13 protein-coding genes are annotated in these 15,939 nt (G+C 72.1%); 8 read left to right on the forward strand and 5 right to left on the reverse strand.

Annotated features, from left to right (window positions below):
* Positions 1-5 precede the first annotated feature (5 nt).
* From AB0B14_RS15100 to AB0B14_RS15110, 3 genes are read left to right on the forward strand one after another with little or no spacing between them, the layout of a single operon-like run.
* A complete protein-coding gene (locus AB0B14_RS15100; RefSeq protein ID WP_357522763.1) occupies positions 6-1,541 on the forward strand; it encodes a vWA domain-containing protein in 1,536 nt (511 codons plus the stop codon).
* Positions 1,538-2,869, forward strand: a complete 1,332-nt coding sequence (locus AB0B14_RS15105) for a hypothetical protein (RefSeq protein WP_357522764.1) — start codon at positions 1,538-1,540, stop codon at positions 2,867-2,869. The genes AB0B14_RS15100 and AB0B14_RS15105 overlap by 4 nt, the downstream gene beginning before the upstream one ends.
* Entirely contained in the window at positions 2,866-4,845 is a 1,980-nt protein-coding gene (locus tag AB0B14_RS15110; protein ID WP_357522765.1) for a caspase family protein, read from the forward strand. The genes AB0B14_RS15105 and AB0B14_RS15110 overlap by 4 nt, the downstream gene beginning before the upstream one ends.
* Before the next feature lie 9 nt (positions 4,846-4,854).
* On the opposite strand, the gene AB0B14_RS15115 is transcribed toward AB0B14_RS15110, so the two are convergent.
* Both AB0B14_RS15115 and AB0B14_RS15120 read right to left on the reverse strand, forming a co-directional pair.
* Positions 4,855-6,933: a hypothetical protein gene (locus AB0B14_RS15115; RefSeq protein ID WP_357522766.1), complete on the reverse strand. Its 2,079-nt coding sequence runs from the start codon at positions 6,931-6,933 to the stop codon at positions 4,855-4,857.
* Positions 6,934-6,961: 28 nt separating this feature from the next.
* On the reverse strand, positions 6,962-9,712 hold the full coding sequence (locus tag AB0B14_RS15120) for a CHAT domain-containing protein (protein WP_357522767.1): 2,751 nt from the start codon (positions 9,710-9,712) through the stop codon (positions 6,962-6,964).
* Positions 9,713-9,853: 141 nt separating this feature from the next.
* Between AB0B14_RS15120 and AB0B14_RS15125 the strand changes: the two genes are divergently transcribed.
* The 3 genes from AB0B14_RS15125 to AB0B14_RS15135 are packed head-to-tail and all read left to right on the forward strand — an operon-like array spanning position 9,854 to position 11,582.
* Complete coding sequence (locus AB0B14_RS15125) at positions 9,854-10,213, forward strand: hypothetical protein (protein ID WP_357522768.1); 360 nt, start codon at positions 9,854-9,856, stop codon at positions 10,211-10,213.
* An 8-nt stretch (positions 10,214-10,221) separates the two neighbouring features.
* The gene (locus tag AB0B14_RS15130) at positions 10,222-11,316 is read left to right on the forward strand and encodes a hypothetical protein (protein WP_357522769.1); all 1,095 of its coding nucleotides are present in this window, start codon (positions 10,222-10,224) and stop codon (positions 11,314-11,316) included.
* Positions 11,317-11,321: 5 nt separating this feature from the next.
* The gene (locus tag AB0B14_RS15135; protein ID WP_357522770.1) at positions 11,322-11,582 is read left to right on the forward strand and encodes a hypothetical protein; all 261 of its coding nucleotides are present in this window, start codon (positions 11,322-11,324) and stop codon (positions 11,580-11,582) included.
* A 307-nt stretch (positions 11,583-11,889) separates the two neighbouring features.
* Here the strand turns inward: AB0B14_RS15135 and AB0B14_RS15140 are convergent, their stop codons facing one another.
* Complete coding sequence (locus tag AB0B14_RS15140) at positions 11,890-12,174, reverse strand: hypothetical protein (RefSeq protein ID WP_357522771.1); 285 nt, start codon at positions 12,172-12,174, stop codon at positions 11,890-11,892.
* 362 nt (positions 12,175-12,536) lie between these two features.
* Here AB0B14_RS15140 and AB0B14_RS15145 point away from each other — a divergent pair, with 362 nt between their 5' ends.
* Together AB0B14_RS15145 and AB0B14_RS15150 are read left to right on the forward strand one after the other, a co-directional pair.
* Positions 12,537-13,304 carry a DUF5753 domain-containing protein gene (locus tag AB0B14_RS15145; RefSeq protein ID WP_357522772.1) on the forward strand — a complete coding sequence of 256 codons (768 nt, stop codon included), beginning with the start codon at positions 12,537-12,539 and terminating at the stop codon, positions 13,302-13,304.
* Entirely contained in the window at positions 13,295-13,486 is a 192-nt protein-coding gene (locus tag AB0B14_RS15150; protein ID WP_357522773.1) for a DUF397 domain-containing protein, read from the forward strand. The genes AB0B14_RS15145 and AB0B14_RS15150 overlap by 10 nt, the downstream gene beginning before the upstream one ends.
* Before the next feature lie 1,508 nt (positions 13,487-14,994).
* On the opposite strand, the gene AB0B14_RS15155 is transcribed toward AB0B14_RS15150, so the two are convergent.
* Complete coding sequence (locus AB0B14_RS15155; RefSeq protein WP_357073581.1) at positions 14,995-15,147, reverse strand: hypothetical protein; 153 nt, start codon at positions 15,145-15,147, stop codon at positions 14,995-14,997.
* Between the two features lie 91 nt (positions 15,148-15,238).
* Positions 15,239-15,939: hypothetical protein (locus tag AB0B14_RS15160; protein WP_357522774.1), on the reverse strand; the 701-nt coding region annotated here is incomplete at its 5' end.

The following is a 15,939-nucleotide window of genomic DNA, read 5'->3' on the forward strand; positions in this document are numbered from 1 at the left end:
TCAGCATGATTCGGCGTACGGCGGCATCCGCCGCGGCGGCACTGACGGCGGCGGCGATGGTCTGCCTGCCGGCCGCTTCGGCGGCGGGGGCGCCGGCGAACAGTGACGAGGTGTACGCGGCGCTCGGCGTCAACCAGGTGGCGGCCGACTACGTGGTGCTGGTCGACGTGTCCCGGTCGATGCGCGACGGCGGCCGGTACGAGCAGGTGCGGCGGGCGCTGCGGTCCTTCCTGGCCGCGCTCGCGCCGGACGACCGGGTCGCGCTCGTCACCTTCGCCGATTCGGCGCGGGTGGTCCACGACGGGCCGGCCGGCCGTGCCCCCGACCAGCTGGTGGCGAAGCTGCCCAGAAGCGCGGACGGGCGGTACACGGACATCGGCGCGGCCGTCGAGACCAGTCTCCGGCTGCTGGCGCGCGGGGACGCGCCGCAGATCGCCACAGTCGTCCTGCTCACCGACGGGCGGCACGATCCACCAGTCGGCAGCGCGTACCCGTTCGAGCAGGGCTACGCCTGGAACGAGCTGACCCGTGCCGGCCGGTCGCTGACGAAGACCTCCCTGACGGCGTACGCCGTGCCGCTGACCGGCTCGACGGGTGCGCCGCTGCTCGCCCGGGTCTACCCCGGCACCAGGCTGCTCGCGCCCACGGCGATCGACCGGCTGGGCGACCAACTCGAACAGCCGAAGGCGTCGGCCCGCGCGGCGAAGGCACGCAGCGTCCTCGGTGACGACGCGTCCCGCGGTGTCCAGGTCGTCTGGCCGGCCGACGCGGGGCGGCTGGGGGCCGGCCGGACCCGGCTGGAGGTCCAGCTTCGGTCGACGAGCACCAGAGTTCCGCTTGTCGTCGACCACCTCGTCGTCCGCAGTGACCGGCCCGACGTGCGGTTGTCCGTGCCGGACGGGCCGGTGGAACTGCCGGCGGGCGGCACCGCTGTCGTTCCGGTGACGGTCGAGTGGGACGCCGGCCCCCGGCGGGTGGCGCCGCTGGCCCGGGTCACGGCGGACGCGGCGTTGACGCTCGACGGCGAGGTCGACTCCGCGTGGGCCGGGGTTCTCACCGAGGAGTTGGGCGTGGACTTCGCCCCACGGCTGGACGGCGGCCCCACCCGGGGCACCCTCTCGGCCCAACGCGGCAGCATCGGGTGGTGGTCCCTGGGCGCGGCGCTGCTGACCGCGATGGCAGTCGCCGGGTGGTGGGGTCGCGGGAGGCGGCGGCGACCGGCTCTCGCCGGCACACTGCGTCTGCGCGACGCCTCCGGCGCCGAACGTGACCTGGTGCTCAGCGGCCACCGCACCGCCATCACCGCCGACTCGACAGGGCTGCCCGGGTACGGCGAGGTGACCGCGCGCCGGCCGTCCGTCCGGGCGTCCGAGGTCCGGTTGGTGATCGGCTACTCCCGGGACGGCTCGGCCGCCGCCCGGGAGGTCGGCACCTGCGGCCCGGACGAGACAGTCGAACTGGGCGGTGTCGGCTTCACCTGGCGCAGCACGGCACCGGTGGCCGCCGCCGCGAGACGCGGCCTGACCGGGCCGTCGCGGTGATCGGCGGCCCGGCCGAGGAGGGCGTCCCGGCAGCATCCGCTCCGGGCCCGGGCGCGGCGGTTCCGCTCGGCGACGGCGACCTCCTCGCCCTCGGCGAGTTGGTGCCGGCCGATGGCCGGGGCCAGGGGGACGACCGGCCGATCGAGCCGATCCGCGTCCGGTGCGGGCGGCCGTTGCTGTATCCGGTGCCCGGCGAGGATCTGCCCGTGCACCTGCGCCGCCGCGCCGAGGCCACCGGCCGGCGGTACGTGGGGGCGTTGTTCGCCTTCGACCTCGACACCCTGCCGCGGCGGCAGCGGTACTCGGCCGCCCGGTTCGAGGTGATCCTGACCGACCCGGCGGCCCTCGCGGTACGCCTCGACGGCGACGGCGGGACGCTCGGCCTGAGCTGGCCGGAAGCGCACGCCGAGCCGACCTCGGCGACGGCGGTGCACGCGGTGGCGGCGGCCCGGGCTCGGCCCGGCTGGCTGGCCCGACTGGCGAGTCGGGCGCAGTCGCCCCGCGCCCACGTCTTCGGCATCCACCGCCACGAGTTCGGCTGGGTGTACGAGGATCCCCGGGGGGACCTGCTGGTGCCCCGCGCGCACGGCATGCACGCTCTGTTGGAGCTGCCGCCCGGCGTGACCCGGGTCGCCGGGGCGCTCGACGTGCGGGTGCGGGTGACGGGTGGGCGCGACCCGTACGGCGCGGGGCTGCGCGAGTCGGTGACCTTCGACGAGGCGCTTGAGGCGGGCGGGGCGGCCGAGGGCGCGGCGGTCCGGCTCTGCATGGCCGTCGACGTCACCGGTTACAGCCGGCGCAGCACCGCCGGCACCGAGCAGGTTCAGCGCGATCTCGTCGAGCTGCTGTCCCGGGTCCGGCAGGGCGCTGGCGTGGCGGAGTCGTCCGTCCGGCCCCAGCCGCAGGGCGACGGCCAGTTCACCGTGCTGCCGGCCGGGATCGACGAATCGGTGGTGATCTCCCGCCTGGTCGCCGGCCTGGGTCGGCAGTTGCGTGCGCTCAACGCCGGCCGGTCGGTGGCGGAGCGGCTGCGGATGCGGGTGGCACTGCACCGGGGCCTGGTGAAGCCCGGGTCGAACGGGTGGGTCGGGGTGGCGGCGATCGCGGTGCACCGGATCCTCGACAGTTCGCCCCTGCGCGACGCGATGACCGCCCGTCCGGCCGTCGACTTCGTCCTGGGCGTTCCGGACGTGCTGTTCCAGGACGTCATCCGGCAGGCCACCGAGCCGCCACTGCCGGCGGACTTCACCCCGGTCACCGTGGAGTTGCCGGCGAAGGGGTTCGTCGAGCACGGCTGGCTGCACATCGGACCCGAGGAGTCAGTGTGAGCACGCTCTACGCCCTGTTGGTCGGCATCGACTCGTACCGTGCGCCGACGGTGGCCGACCTGGAGGGTTGCCGCACCGACGTGGTGGAGGCGCGGGCCTTCCTGGAGACCCGGCTGGCACCCGGCGTTGCCCTCGCACCGCTGTCGCTGTACGACGGCCAGGCGACCCGGGCGGCGGTGATCGAGGCGATCCGGTCCCACCTGGGTCAGGCCGGCCCGGCGGATTCCGTCCTGTTCTGGTTCAGCGGTCACGGGGCCGAGGCGCCCGCCCCGCAGTGGTGGTTCGAGGAGTCGACGGGCATGCTGCAGACCCTCGTCTGCGCGGACAGCAGGGACGGCGAGGTGCCCGACCTGCTGGACAAGGAGCTGTCGATCCTGCTCGACGAGGTCGCCCTGCGGGCCGGTCACGTGGCGGCGGTCCTCGACTGCTGCCACTCGGCGGGCGCCACCCGGGAGCTGCCGGGCAACCGCGAGCTGCCGGGCACCCACGCCCGGATGGCGGTGCCGATGGCCGCCGCGCCGGTCCGCGAGTTGCTGATTCCGGAACTGCTGGTCGCGGTGCCCGGCCAGACGTCCGCTCCGGAGCATGTCGCGTTGGCCGCCTGCCGGCCCGACGAGCTGGCTCAGGAGATGAGGTTGGGCGGCCGGCGGCGGGGCCTGTTCAGCTGGGCCTTGCTCAACGCCCTCGGCCGGTTGGGCCCGGCGGCGACGTACCGGGATCTGCTGGCCGCGGCTCAGACCGAGGTGGAGCAGAACGCCTACCGGCAGGTGCCGCAGCTGGCGCCGGCCCACCTGGGGGTCGCCGACCAGCCCTTCCTCGGCGGCCCGTTGGCCCCACCCGCTTCCGGCCTGCTGCTGCGCTACGTGCGACAGGGCTGGCAGGTCGACGCCGGCAGTTGTCACGGCCTGGTCGCCAGCACCACTGAGGAGATCCGGCTGGCCGTGGTGGGCGAGCTCCCGGTCCGGGAGGTCCGTACGGTCCAGGTGCTCGCCGAACGGAGCCTGGTCGAGCCGGTCGGCTGGCAGCCCGATCGGGACCGGCAGTACCGGATGGTGCTCAGCCGGGTGCCGCTGCCGGCCACCACCGTCCGGGTGGGCGGGCCGGGCCAGGATCCGGTCACCGCCGCTACGGTGCTTGCCGCGCTGGGCTCCGCCGGCCCCGGAGGCGGGCCGTCCCCGCACCTGCGCCCGGTCGATCCGTCGGACGTGGACACCTCGCCGGAGCTGATGGTGCGGGTGCCGCGGCGCGGGCTGGCCATCGTGCTGGACCGCCGCGGCACACCGCTCGCCGAGGAGGTGACCGACATCGACCGGGACGGGGCGCGGCAGACCGTCCACGTCCTGGAGCACATCGCCCGGTGGCGACAGATCCGGGAGCTGAACAATCCGGTGACCGGCCTGGCCGGCGCGGTCACGGTGGAGGTGGTCGCGGCACGACCGGGCGAGCGCATCGCGCCGTTCGACCGGCCGCCCGTCGCCGCCGACGCCGACGGTGTGCTGCGCCTGCGCTACAAGCGGGGGCCGGGCGGTTGGACGCCGCCGACCATCTTCGTCCGCCTGCACAACCGCAGTGACCGCATGCTGTTCTGCGTTCTGCTGGATCTGACCGAGCGGTTCCGGGCGCATGCCGAGCTCTTCCCGGGGGGCTTCGTCGCCCCCGGCGCCCGGGCGGCGGCCCTGCGGGGGCGCCGAGTCGTGGCAGCCCTACCACCGGGGGAGGCAGTCGAGCCGGGTGCCCGGGTGCGGGACTGGCTCAAGCTGGTGGTGGCCGAGGAACAGTTCAGCCCGGCACCCTTCGAGCTGCCGGCGCTCGGCGCGCCGCGCGGTGTCGACCGTGGGCCGCTGGCCGTCCGGGGGTTCCTCGACCGGATCGGGCGCGCCGTGCAGCACCGCGACCTGGTGGCCTCCGCCGAGGACGGCGCGTACGACTGGACGACGGTGACAGTTCCCTTCGAGGTGGAGGTGCCCCGGAGCTGAGCGGTCGGGTCAGAGCCCTCGCAGCACCATGGCGCTCCGATAGGCCGGGTCGGTGAGGTCCAGGTCGGTGCGGCCGGCGAGGGTCGCCGGGAGCAGGGCGGGCGCGATTCGTCCCGGGTCCCGAAGCCGTCGGCCCACCGCCCGGACGGCCGCGGCGGGGCGTAACCCACCGCGCACCAGCTCGGTGTGCAGGAGGGTCAACATCAGCGTGGCAACCGGGCGGGGTACCGGCCGGACCCAGTCGACCACGGCGGTGAATCCGGCGGTGAGCAACGCCTCGGCCAGCGGTGCGGATCGCGTGCCGACGGGTGGCAGGACGGCCAACCCGCCCTCGGCTCCGGCCCGGCCCGCCTGCCCGGTGATGGCGGCGGGTGTCAGCGTGGCCGGCCCGGCCAGGGCCAGCGCACCGTCAGCGTCGACGTCGCAGTCGAGGTGCAGCATCGACGCGTCGAGGTGGGTAAGGACGTCGTCCGGGGTGCCGGCGCCGTCGGCGCCCGGGCCGACCCGGCCGAGGACGACCGACCGTGGGTAGAGCCGGCGAAGCCGTTCCACCTCGGCCGGGCCGCGGTCGCCGCGCGGATCGCTGACGAGCACCGGTGCCTCGGTGACCCGCATCGGCACCCGGCGGGCCAACTCGGTCGCCTGGTGGGCCGAGGTGACCGCGGAGACCACCACCTGGTCGTCGTCCGGCAACGGGCCGCCGACGACAGCGAGCCGGTCGGGTAGGGCCCGACCGGGCCCGACGCGGTCGAATCGGCCGGTCTCGGTGTGCAGCAGCAGCATCCCGTCCGCCCCGGGCCAGCCCAGCGCCGCGACCCGGACGCCGTGCAGCGCCGCGGCCACCGGGGCGAAGCTGGCGCGCAGGGTCTCGCCCAGCCGTCCGGCGGGGTGGCGCTCGTCGAGCAGCCTGGCCAGGTCCACGGCGAGTGGGACGACGCCGAACGGCTCGGCGGGCAGGGCGTCCGTGGCGGCCAGCAGGTGCGCGGCGGCCGACCGGACATCGTCGTCGGTGTCGCCCCAGCCGTCGTCGGCGTCGTCCCGGCCGCGCAGGTACAACGCCACCGCCAGGGTGATCCGGTCCTGCGCGGTGGCCGCGACTCCCGCCGCGTGGGCGACCGAGCTGGCCAGCCCCACCAGGTCGTCCACCAGCCCGACCTGCGGGGCAGCAGCGCCGGGGCGCAGCAGAGCCGCGAGGGCGGTGTCGAGCTCACCGCCGCCGAGTCGTTCCCGGAGCGCGCGGCGCAGCGTCGCCGGGTCGGGCGGTGCCGCGGCCGGCCGGGGCGTGGGTACGAAGGTCTCCTCGACGCGGTCCGGCACGGTCACCACGGCGAGAGGGCGGTCCAGTGGGTCACCGGTGGCCTGGGCGGACAGGTCGAACAGGGAGGGCATCTGGAGCCCGACCCCGCCCTGCATCCGCTGCTGCATCTCCTGGATCTTGGTCATCAACCGCATCATCGGCCCGAGATCGAACGGGGCGGCGCCGCGTTTGGGCGCACCGTAGAAGTCCCGCATCGCCTCGGCCAACTCCAGCATGACCTTCGTGGCCTCGGCCACCTCGGCGCCCAACTGCTCGGCGTTTGTCACCTCGCGGAAGCACTCCACCGCCCGCTCGGCCTCGGCCAGCGTGGCGGGGTCCGCCGGGGCGCCACTCAGCCGTCCCGCCAGGTTCCCGCTGGCGAGGCTGCGCGCCAGCCCGGTGACGTAGAGCTGACCGAGGGCGAAGCGGGCGATGACTGGGAAGACGGGTGGCAGACCGACCGCCGCCACGGCCTCCTCCAGCAGCTTGATGGCCTGCTCCCGGTCCTCGTTCGGGCTGCCGTGGGCAACGTGCCGTGCGCTCAGCAGCCAGCCCGACTGGGCGGCGATCTGCGCGCGCAGCGGGTCACCCGGGTCGAACATGCCGTGCGCCTCCACCAGGCAGGCGATCGCGTCGTCGAGCGCCGGCCGGCCGCTCGCCTGGCCGGGGCCGATGCGCCAGTAGCGGTCGGCCAGGATCTGGGAGAGCTCCATCAGGGGGCGGACGCGGGCGGGCCCGGTCAGCCGGGCCAGCTGATCCCGCAGACGCTTCTCCTTGTCGTCGTTCACCATCGGCCCCTCTCGTCCTCGCGTGGTCGCATCACTGCCCCCAGTGGACAAACCCGGCCCAGGCCGTGACATGGGAGAGCCCGTCCTGGTCCAGGTGCCGGCGCAACGGCTCCGGCATACCTTCCGGAATGGGCCAGTCCGGGCCGAGCATCCAGCTCTGTGCCTGCCGCAGCGCTTCCCACGCGGGCAACCCCTTCGTGATCAGGTGGTGGTGGAACATGTACATCAGCACCGAGGTGGCCCGGTCGGGGATGGCCCACTGGGTCGAGAGCACCGACCGGACGCCGCCGGCGAGAAAGGCCGTGCCCAGGCTGTACGCCTCGTCGTAGCCGCTGATCGCCTGACCCGTCCGGCAGGCGGCGAGCACGATCAGCCCGATGGCGCGCTCCGGGGAGCGCGAGGTCAGCTCGACCAACTCCTCCGCGGTCAGCCGTCCACCGCCGGCCAGCAGCAGGTAGGAGGTGGCCGCCGCCGGATCGGTGTTGATGACGCCGTGACAGGCGAGGTGCAGCATCCCGCCGGCCCCGGGGTGCGCACCGGTCAGCCAGGCTCGCACCTCCTCGACGCTGCCGGGACCGGACCGGCTCGTCGACCCGTCGGGCCGCCGGCCCACGTACCGGCCGCCGGGATAGAAGGACCTGTGGATGGCGTACGCCTCCGCCCGGGCCGCGGCCAGGTCCGGTGCCTCACCGCCCGGGTCCGGATCCCCGACGACCAGGCCGACAGGCGTCGGCGCGATCGGCGGGAGCGCCGCCGAGTGGCAGAGCATCCGGGCCGAGGCGGCCTGCGAGATGGCGACCAGCCGCACCGCGTACGTGCCGTCCGGCCGGCGGGCCGCCTGCCACGGGATCCGGGCCAGTTCGCCCATCGGCACCAGGATCATCCGGGGCGGTCGCCCGGTGCTCGGGCGGGGGAGGGTCGGCAGATACTGCTGCACGAGTGGGCCGATCGCCGCCCGCCACGCCCAGTCGCACATGGCGTCGAGGCTGCCGGCGAAGTCGTCGGGGTCGTCGGGGTCGTCGAGCGCGGTCAGGTCCCGCTCCGGGTCGGCGATGACCGCGTCGCGTCGGACCAGGGCCGTCAGGTAGCGCTCCACGTCCAGGTCGTCGAAGAGATGCAGGTTGGGCAGGGGCAGGTAGGCGGGTGGGCCCTGCGCCGGCGCGATGACCGCGTAGCCGGGTATGGGTGCCGTGCTCGGCACCAGGTAGACGAGCATGTCCGCGTCCACGGTGTGCAGCGCGGCCCGGATCTCGCCGAGCGTCGGCGCGTCGAGCAGTGCTCCCGTGCTGCTCTGTTCGGTGAGCACGGTGAGCACCTCGCGACGCAGGTCGATCGGGGCCTCCTCCGCCGCGCCGGTCGCCGTGGTCGTCCGCCAGCGCGACGCGAGGTCGGGTCGGCCCGCGTCCTCAAGCCGACCGGGGATCTGCCGGTTCTCGGTCGCCGCGTAGAGGGCCAGGCCCCGGCCCGCGTCGAGTGCCCGGATCGCGCTGGCCGGATCGTGGAACACCAGGCACTGGCGGGCGACGTCGACGGCCTCCTGTGCGGCCCGGCGGGCGGCCGAGTTGGCCGCCCGCAGGTCGGTCTGGAGCAGCACCCGCCAGGAGTGTTCGCGCAGGCCCTCCAGGGCGACCGCGTGTGGTTCCGCCACCCCGGCGTGCCGCCGCCGTACCTGTGCCAGCAGTTCGTTGATGACCGACCACAGGGGGTGCGCCGGTCCGCCGGCCAGGCGCTTCGCCCGCCCCAGCACCTCGTCGGCCTCGACCGCGTCCGACATTCTGCCGGTCACCTCGCCCTGGGTCACCAGCCCGAGCGCCAGGCCGACGAGATGGGAGGTGAGGCGGGGGTCCTCGGGTGGGGCGATGTCCACCGCCGTGCGGAAGTGCGCGACGGCCTGTTTGACACGGGCCTGATCGGTCTCCTCGCCGAGGCCGAGCATCGTGCCGGCGATCCCGGCGTAGTGCATCGCACGGTCGCCGGGGGAGAGGTCAGGCCGTTGCGCCATGGCGGTCATGGCGGCGAGCTGTTCGTCAGTGGCGACGACGGCCGACCCCGTCTCGTCGACGTCCTCGCGGAAGACCGCGGCCAGCGGCATCAGCATCGGCTCCAGCGACAGCACCGAGGCCCGCAGCGGATCCTCGGCCGGCAACCGCTGCACCGTCTCGCGGAGCAGGCCGAAGGCCGGCCGAAAGTCGCCACCGCTGTGGTGCACCGTCACCATGTCGGTCAGACTGGCGAAGGCGTCACCGAATGTCGTCAGCGCCGGGTTCCCGGCCAACGTCTCGCGGACCCGACGGGCCTCCTCGGGCAGCCGGCCCATCGCGGCCTCGTCACCGTCCTCCATTGCCCGCAGGAGACCGATCATGGTCCTCATCACCTCCCACAGTGGCGCCACGGTCGGGTCGTCGCCGACACTCGGCGCCAGGGCGAGCAGGGACTCCGCCTCGGCGAGCGTGGCCCGAGGGTCGGCGTCCTCACCCTCCATCCCGGCGCGTAGCAGGGCCGTCACCCGGGTCGCGACGCGCACCATCGGCCACTCCGGGGTGTCGGGTGGATTTCTCTCGGCGATCTCGAGAAGGCTGTCGAGTTGCCGCAGCCGGTGGAGATCCGCCGTCGGACCGCCGCGGACCAGGGCACCGAGCAGGTCGGCCGCCAGGACACCCCGGATGGTCAGGTCGGCCGGCAGCCGGTGCAGGTCCTCGACCGCCGCGTCCAGGTCACCCCGGCCGAAGGCCGCGCGACTGATCGCCACGCACCGTTCGGTGATGTCTGCTGCCCCGTCCAACCGCGTTCCTCCCGTTGTCGTCTGCTGACTACCTCACCTGACGGACTGCGGATCGACGCGGGCGTGCCGACGACCGCTCTGCCGGCGCTGGATGTTACGCAGGGCGGCGGCGGTGTGACTGTGGTTGATATCTTCGCCGGCATGAGTCGTGGGCGAAGGCCGGGCAGCCGAAGCGTTTGGCGGAAGGTCCCGGAGGAGGAACATGCCGAGGCAGCGGAGGCCTACCGCGACTCGGTTGCGCGGTTGCAGGCGACGGCCTATCGAAACCTCCGACAGTCGATCGCCTTCGGGACGATAATCTGGGCTGTCCTGGTCGCGCTGATGATCGTCATCGGTGACGTCACAGGTGCGCGTCTGCCCTGGTACGCCGCCTCCATCGTGGGCGGGGCACTCGGACTGAGCACCTACGCCGTGCGGGAGGCTCGTGCGCGCCTCTACGTGCTCGTCGCTGCCGTCGCTTTTACCGTCGCCGGCCTGGTCGGCGTCCTCCTCGTGGAGTAGGCGGCGAGATGACGCTGTTCGTTCAGCCCGATGCGCTGGTTGGTTTCGCACGTCAGGTCGACCGCGCCGCTGCCGACGTCTGGGAGATCCGCAGCTACCTCAACCGGCACGCCGAGGTCGCTACCGGAGGTGAGGCGCTGCACATCGCCAAGGCGGCACATGAGCACGCGGTCGAGGTCATCAACGCCACCCTTATCCGGCTCGCTTGCCTCCTGGAAAACTCCGCCCCCGAACTGCGGGTCAGCGCCGACTACTACCGCAGCACCGACCTCGCCGCCGCAGACGGTCTCGACCGCACCCTGCCCGGCACATTCGACCGTTGCATCACCCCGCTTGAGCTGGAGTTGGCGAGCAACCCCTGCACCCCGGCGAACTTCGTCGACTCCCGTGACGTCCGAGGCCAACTCGACGCCCCGGGGGAGGCGGACAACCCGTCGAATGCGCTGGGTTGGATGGACTACCTCAGCCCATCGTCTTGGATCAACCAGATCCTCGCTGACGTCTTCGGCTTCGACCCGATCGGCGAGATCCAGAACCGGGTCTCCGGCGACTGGGAAGCCCTGGCCAAGATGGCGCCGGTCGTCGACAACATCGGACGAGCCTCGTACGAGCTGGCCTACAACGTGCAGTCCGGCGTCACCACCCTGCATCCACTTTGGCAGGGCGTCGCCGGCGACGGGGCCTTCCGATACTTCACCACCACCGCCAATGCCGTTGCTGACCTTCGTGGACCTCTGGGCGAGATCAGCAAGGCCTACCTTGCGTTGGCAGACGCTGTCTGGTCAGCAGGTGAATCGCTCGGCGGCGTGGTGAAGAGCATCATCGACGCCGCCATCATCGCTGGTGTCGGCGCCGTCGCTGGCACCGCGACCAGTGCAACGGGGATTGGCGCCGTGGTGGGCTACGGTCTCGCCGCCGCCGAGGTCGCCAACATGTTCCGCCTCTGGGGCGAAGCGACCAAACTGTGCCAGCACATCGCCGCAGCAGTCCTCGTCTTCCGCACCGCCCTCGTCCGGATACTCAACGACCTCGACACCTCGGCCCTACCCGCGCTGCCCGACGGGGGCCGCTACGACCACCCTCTCGCCGGAGCAAGGGCATAGCAACCATGGACGACCTGGACGATATTGTCGACGGAGACCCACGACGAGCCGACGCTCTACGAGACGCCCTCGGGCAGCTCGGTAAGAGCAACAACCCGCTCCTTCGAGAGATGGCCGCTGCCGTCCAGGACGGACAACTCACTCTCCGGCAGGCAGCAAGTATCTCAACGTACGGCGACGAGCTGACACAGCCCTTCCGGACCTTCTGGAAGGCCTACCAGGGCATGACAACCCAAGAGCGCGACGACCTCGCCGCGCGCTACTGACCTCTCCCCACAATCGACGTCTCGGCGTCTTTCCGGGCGCGGTCGAGCACCCAGCCAAGAAACCGTTCGGCGTACGCCGCGGGCTTGGGATCCAGACCCAGCCTGAAGGCATCCGTCAGTGCCTCTACCGCGAGCAGTTGCATCAATTGCCCCAGGCCGTCGAAGTCACGTTCCCACTCCCGCAACAGCGACAGCCGCGCAGGCGAGCACGGCCACCGGGCACCGCATGCCGTGCAGCGCCAGTGCGGGCATCCGGGGTGGTGCGGCCGGGGGTGTGTCCGACGCGCACGCGAGCGCGGGCGGGGGGTCACCTGACGCGCACCGGGGCGCGGCGGACCGACTGGCGGATGCCGGGGGCGGCGGTCGGGGCGGCCTTCACCAGTTGCACGCCCTCGCGCCGGACATACAGCTCGCGCCGCGCGACCGCGGCACCCTTCGCGTCCAACTCGTACCCGTCGAGCCAGAGCCAACCGTCGTACGTGATGTGCGCCAACTCCCGGATAACCCGAACGGTGATCGGGCGGAAGAATTGCACGCTCGCGGTGGTCGTCAGGCGGACCAGGTCGCCTCCGCGCAAGCGCGGCCCCGTCATGCGACCACCCCCGACGAGCGCCAGCGGGATTCCGGTACGCCGTTTCGGCGCTCGATCGGCGGAACCGAGGGCGGCCCGACCGGGACGATGGTCCCCGGTGGCCACGGGACCGGCGGCGGGCTGGGCTTCGGTTCGGTCTTCGGCTCAGGCTTCGGGCTGTCCGGCATGTCTCCCCTTTGGTGGGCTTGGGGGGCCGCCCCGTGAGTGGTCGCCCAAGGGGCGGCCCCGGGCTGACACCGCCGCCGGGCTGCGCCTCCACCAGCGGTGCCGCTCACCCGACACCCTGCCGCCTTGTGCTGGGACGATCACACGCCGTGCGCGTATGCTGACGGGATGTTCGGGACGTCCGTAATGGAGGCGTAGTGAACCACCTCTTAATTGCCGCAATGAGTGAGGCGGGAGAGACCGCCGAGAGCCTTGCGGGGCAGGTGGGGGTAGATCCGAAGACCGTTCAGCGGTGGGTCAGCCCCGGACGTACGCCGAGGCCCCGCCAGCGCGCCGAGGCGTCGGAAATTCTCGGGCGGAGTGTGGAAGATCTATGGCCGGACGTCCTTAAGCGGCGGGCGCCCGTGTGGTTCCGACGGTGGGTTGAAATCGAGCGTGAGGCGGTCGCGTTGCGGTGGTTCGAACTCGCGTGGGTGCCGGGGCTCCTACAAACCGAGGCATACGCGCGGGCGACGCTCGCCATGGAATCGCTGACGCCGGACGAGATCGACGAACGCGTGGACGCGCGGTTGCAGCGGCAAGCGATCCTTCACCGCGCCCGCCCGCCGTTGGTGGTGGCGGTGCTCGACGAGGCGGTACTTCGGCGCCGGGTCGGGGCCGACGGCACGGTCATGCGCGAGCAGTGCGAGCACCTTGCGGCGTGCGCCGCGCTGCCGCACGTTCAGGTGCACGTCGTGCCGACTGGCACGCCGATGTATCTCGGCCTCGGCGGCCCGTTCACCATGGCCGAGATGCCCGACGGCGGTCAGTTGGCGCATGTTGACGGGCAAGTCAGGGCGCAGATCATCGACGATGCAGCGGAAATTGCTACCCTGGGGCGGCGGTGGGCGCGCATAGTTGGCGAAGCCCTACCTCGGGCGCTCTCACTCGACCTCATCAGGAAAGCGGCAGCATCATGGACATGACCGGCGCGCAGTGGCGCAAGAGCACGAAGAGCGGCAGCAACGGCGGCAACTGTGTTGAGGTTGCCGACAACGTGCCGGGCGTGGTCCTTGTCCGCGACACGAAGGATCGCGACGGCGGGACGCTGGCATTCAGCCCCGCCGCGTGGCGGGGTTTCGTCGCGATGGCGCGGGACGCCGGCTGACCGAGGACACCGCGAAGGCCCTCGGCGCAGGTCGGGGGCCTTTTGCGTGCCTGGGGCACTGCCGCCTGGGCACTGCCACCTCGGGCAGGCAGCGATCAACCTACGCTCGGCCCGCGGTGCCTCGCCGTCGTCTACCTAGATGACCTATTCCAGGGGGTCTAACCGCCGAACGCCCGTCGGTCGGTCACGTGTCGCGGCGAGTTGAACCTCCGCGGACGGCAGGGACCAGATGCTCCCGTGCGGGCACGACCTCGGGCCGCTTCACCCGCGCTCGCTGGCAATCTTGGACACTTTCCGTTAGCGGCTAACGGAAAGTGTCCAAGATTCACCCTGCCAACTGCCTCCCGCGCCCCGGACGCCGTCGCCGGCACTGTCTTCGACCATCAGGCGCACCAGCAACTTTGCTCACCGAGCCCCTTGGAATAGACCATCCAGGCCACCGGAGCTGCAAGCGCGACTCGGTGTGAGCCGTACCCGCGTATGCCACGCTGCCGCACGTTCAGGTGCACGTCGTGCCGACTCACACGCCGATGCATCTCGGACTCGGCGGCCTCATTCACGAGGAACTCGGGCAGATGGACCAGGCTATGGACCTCTACGGCCAGGCACGGGAGGTCTTCTGTCACCGGCATCACGCGAGGCGAAGGCATGTCCCTGCTCAGCCTCGGTAACTGCCACCGCTAACAGGAAGCGGTCACCCCAGCGTAATCAGGCTGCGACAGTGATCCTCACAGTCAGCCCAGGATCGCTCGGATGACCGCGGTTTTCCCGCCCAGTTCCAGCAGGTGTACGACCCACCCGCCCGGTTTCGGCTCGGCTCCGGGTTGGTCGCATCCGACTTGCCCGCCGCCGTCGGCGTGTATCGCCACAGTGCACCCGGGGCGCGCCATGAAGCCGCCACCGCCGCCCCTGCCATTGGCGTCGGTCAGTCGCACCCGGACACCGCCATTCTCCACGGAGGACGACACCGTCCATCTGCCGAGTGGGAATTTGACCGAACCGGAGAAGGACACTTTGCAGTCGCCGTCGGCACACTCCGTGTACTTGGTGCCGCCCCCGCTCGGCGCCTCCGTCTTCTGTGCCGCTCTGGGCTTCTGTGCAGCTTCGGCCTCCCGTGACTCGTCCGCGGTGGGGGAGGAAGATGCGGAAGGTTCGGCGTCACGGGGACTTGGGGGAGGAGAAGCAGCGCGGGAGGCTGTCGCGGTAGCGGCGGTGTCAGGGCTCGACCACGTGGCATCGGAGGACGATTCCGCCTTGGAGTTGCAGCCGGCTACGGCCAAGACCAGCAGTAACGCCCCGATCGCTGTGCGTTTGGCGGAGGAAGGTCGGCATTGCTGCATGCGCGGAGTCTAGTGGCCCGACTTTGCCGGGGCCCTGGGTGATGACCTGTCGAACAGCAACCGCGCTGGACAAGGATGGGCAGGCGAGGACAGCGCAGGTCCCTACTCCGAGGCGACGAACATTCCGGACGCGGACGGACGCGCTGCAGAGAGCTTGTCAGCGAGACGTCATTCTTGTTGTCGGGCGTGGGACGCGAGATTGGCGCGCTCTTCCGGGGTCATCTTCTGGTAGGCGTTCCAGAAGTTCTGGAAGTGCGCTGCCAACTCGGTGCCGTAGGTCGTGCTGGTGGATTTGCTCGCCACCAGTCGCGACGTCAGCATGTCGCCGAGGACTCGGCGCTCGGTCGGCGGAAGCGAGGGCGGCCCGACCGGGACGATGGTTCCCGGTCGAGCCCACGTGGGCCGGGCCTGATCAGGCCGTCGGCACCGGCGACAAGGCTGCCGCGAGAGCCTCGGCGTTCTTCTTGTCCACCCGGGGAAAGGTCAGGGTGATGCCGTCGCCCGCACCGCCGAAGGCGACGCGCAACAGGCTCACAATGCCGATCTTCGCCTCGGCGAGCGCGACGTGTTCCCGGGGCACCTCGCCGAGAACGCCGGTGCCGGGCCCGCCGAAGAAGGTCTGCGGCAGGAAGATCAGCCGCTGGTCGGTGACGACGAGGAACTGCTTCTTGGTACGCGCCAGCGCGGCACCCGTCGCTCCGGCCCCCGCCTGGATCAGCCCCTGGGCGACGACCGTGCCCAGCCGACTGGCCGAGAATTTCCCGACCAGCGCTCGGGTCGCGGTGATCGGCCGTTCCCCCGGCCGCAGGATCGGCGCGACCCGCTCGAACGCGCGGGTCTGAAGCTTCTGGTTCATGGTGTCCTCCGTCTGGGCCGTGATCGCCGCTGATGCTACGGAGCAGGTCAACGCGGGCCATCCGTCGATCAGCCGCATGATCATGACGGTCGGCCATGATCGACGGCGCCGACCCCGGCGAAGCGCCGCTCGGTGCCCCCGGGCCTCGTCGATCATGAGGTTATTGCCCTGCGCGCCGGCGTGTCGCAGCAATAACTCCATGATCAACGCGGGGCGGGGCCCGCTGCATCGCCAGTCGTTTCGGGGCCAACTCGCCG

The sequence above is a fragment of the Micromonospora sp. NPDC049171 genome (assembly GCF_040648275.1).
Lineage (GTDB): Bacteria > Actinomycetota > Actinomycetes > Mycobacteriales > Micromonosporaceae > Micromonospora.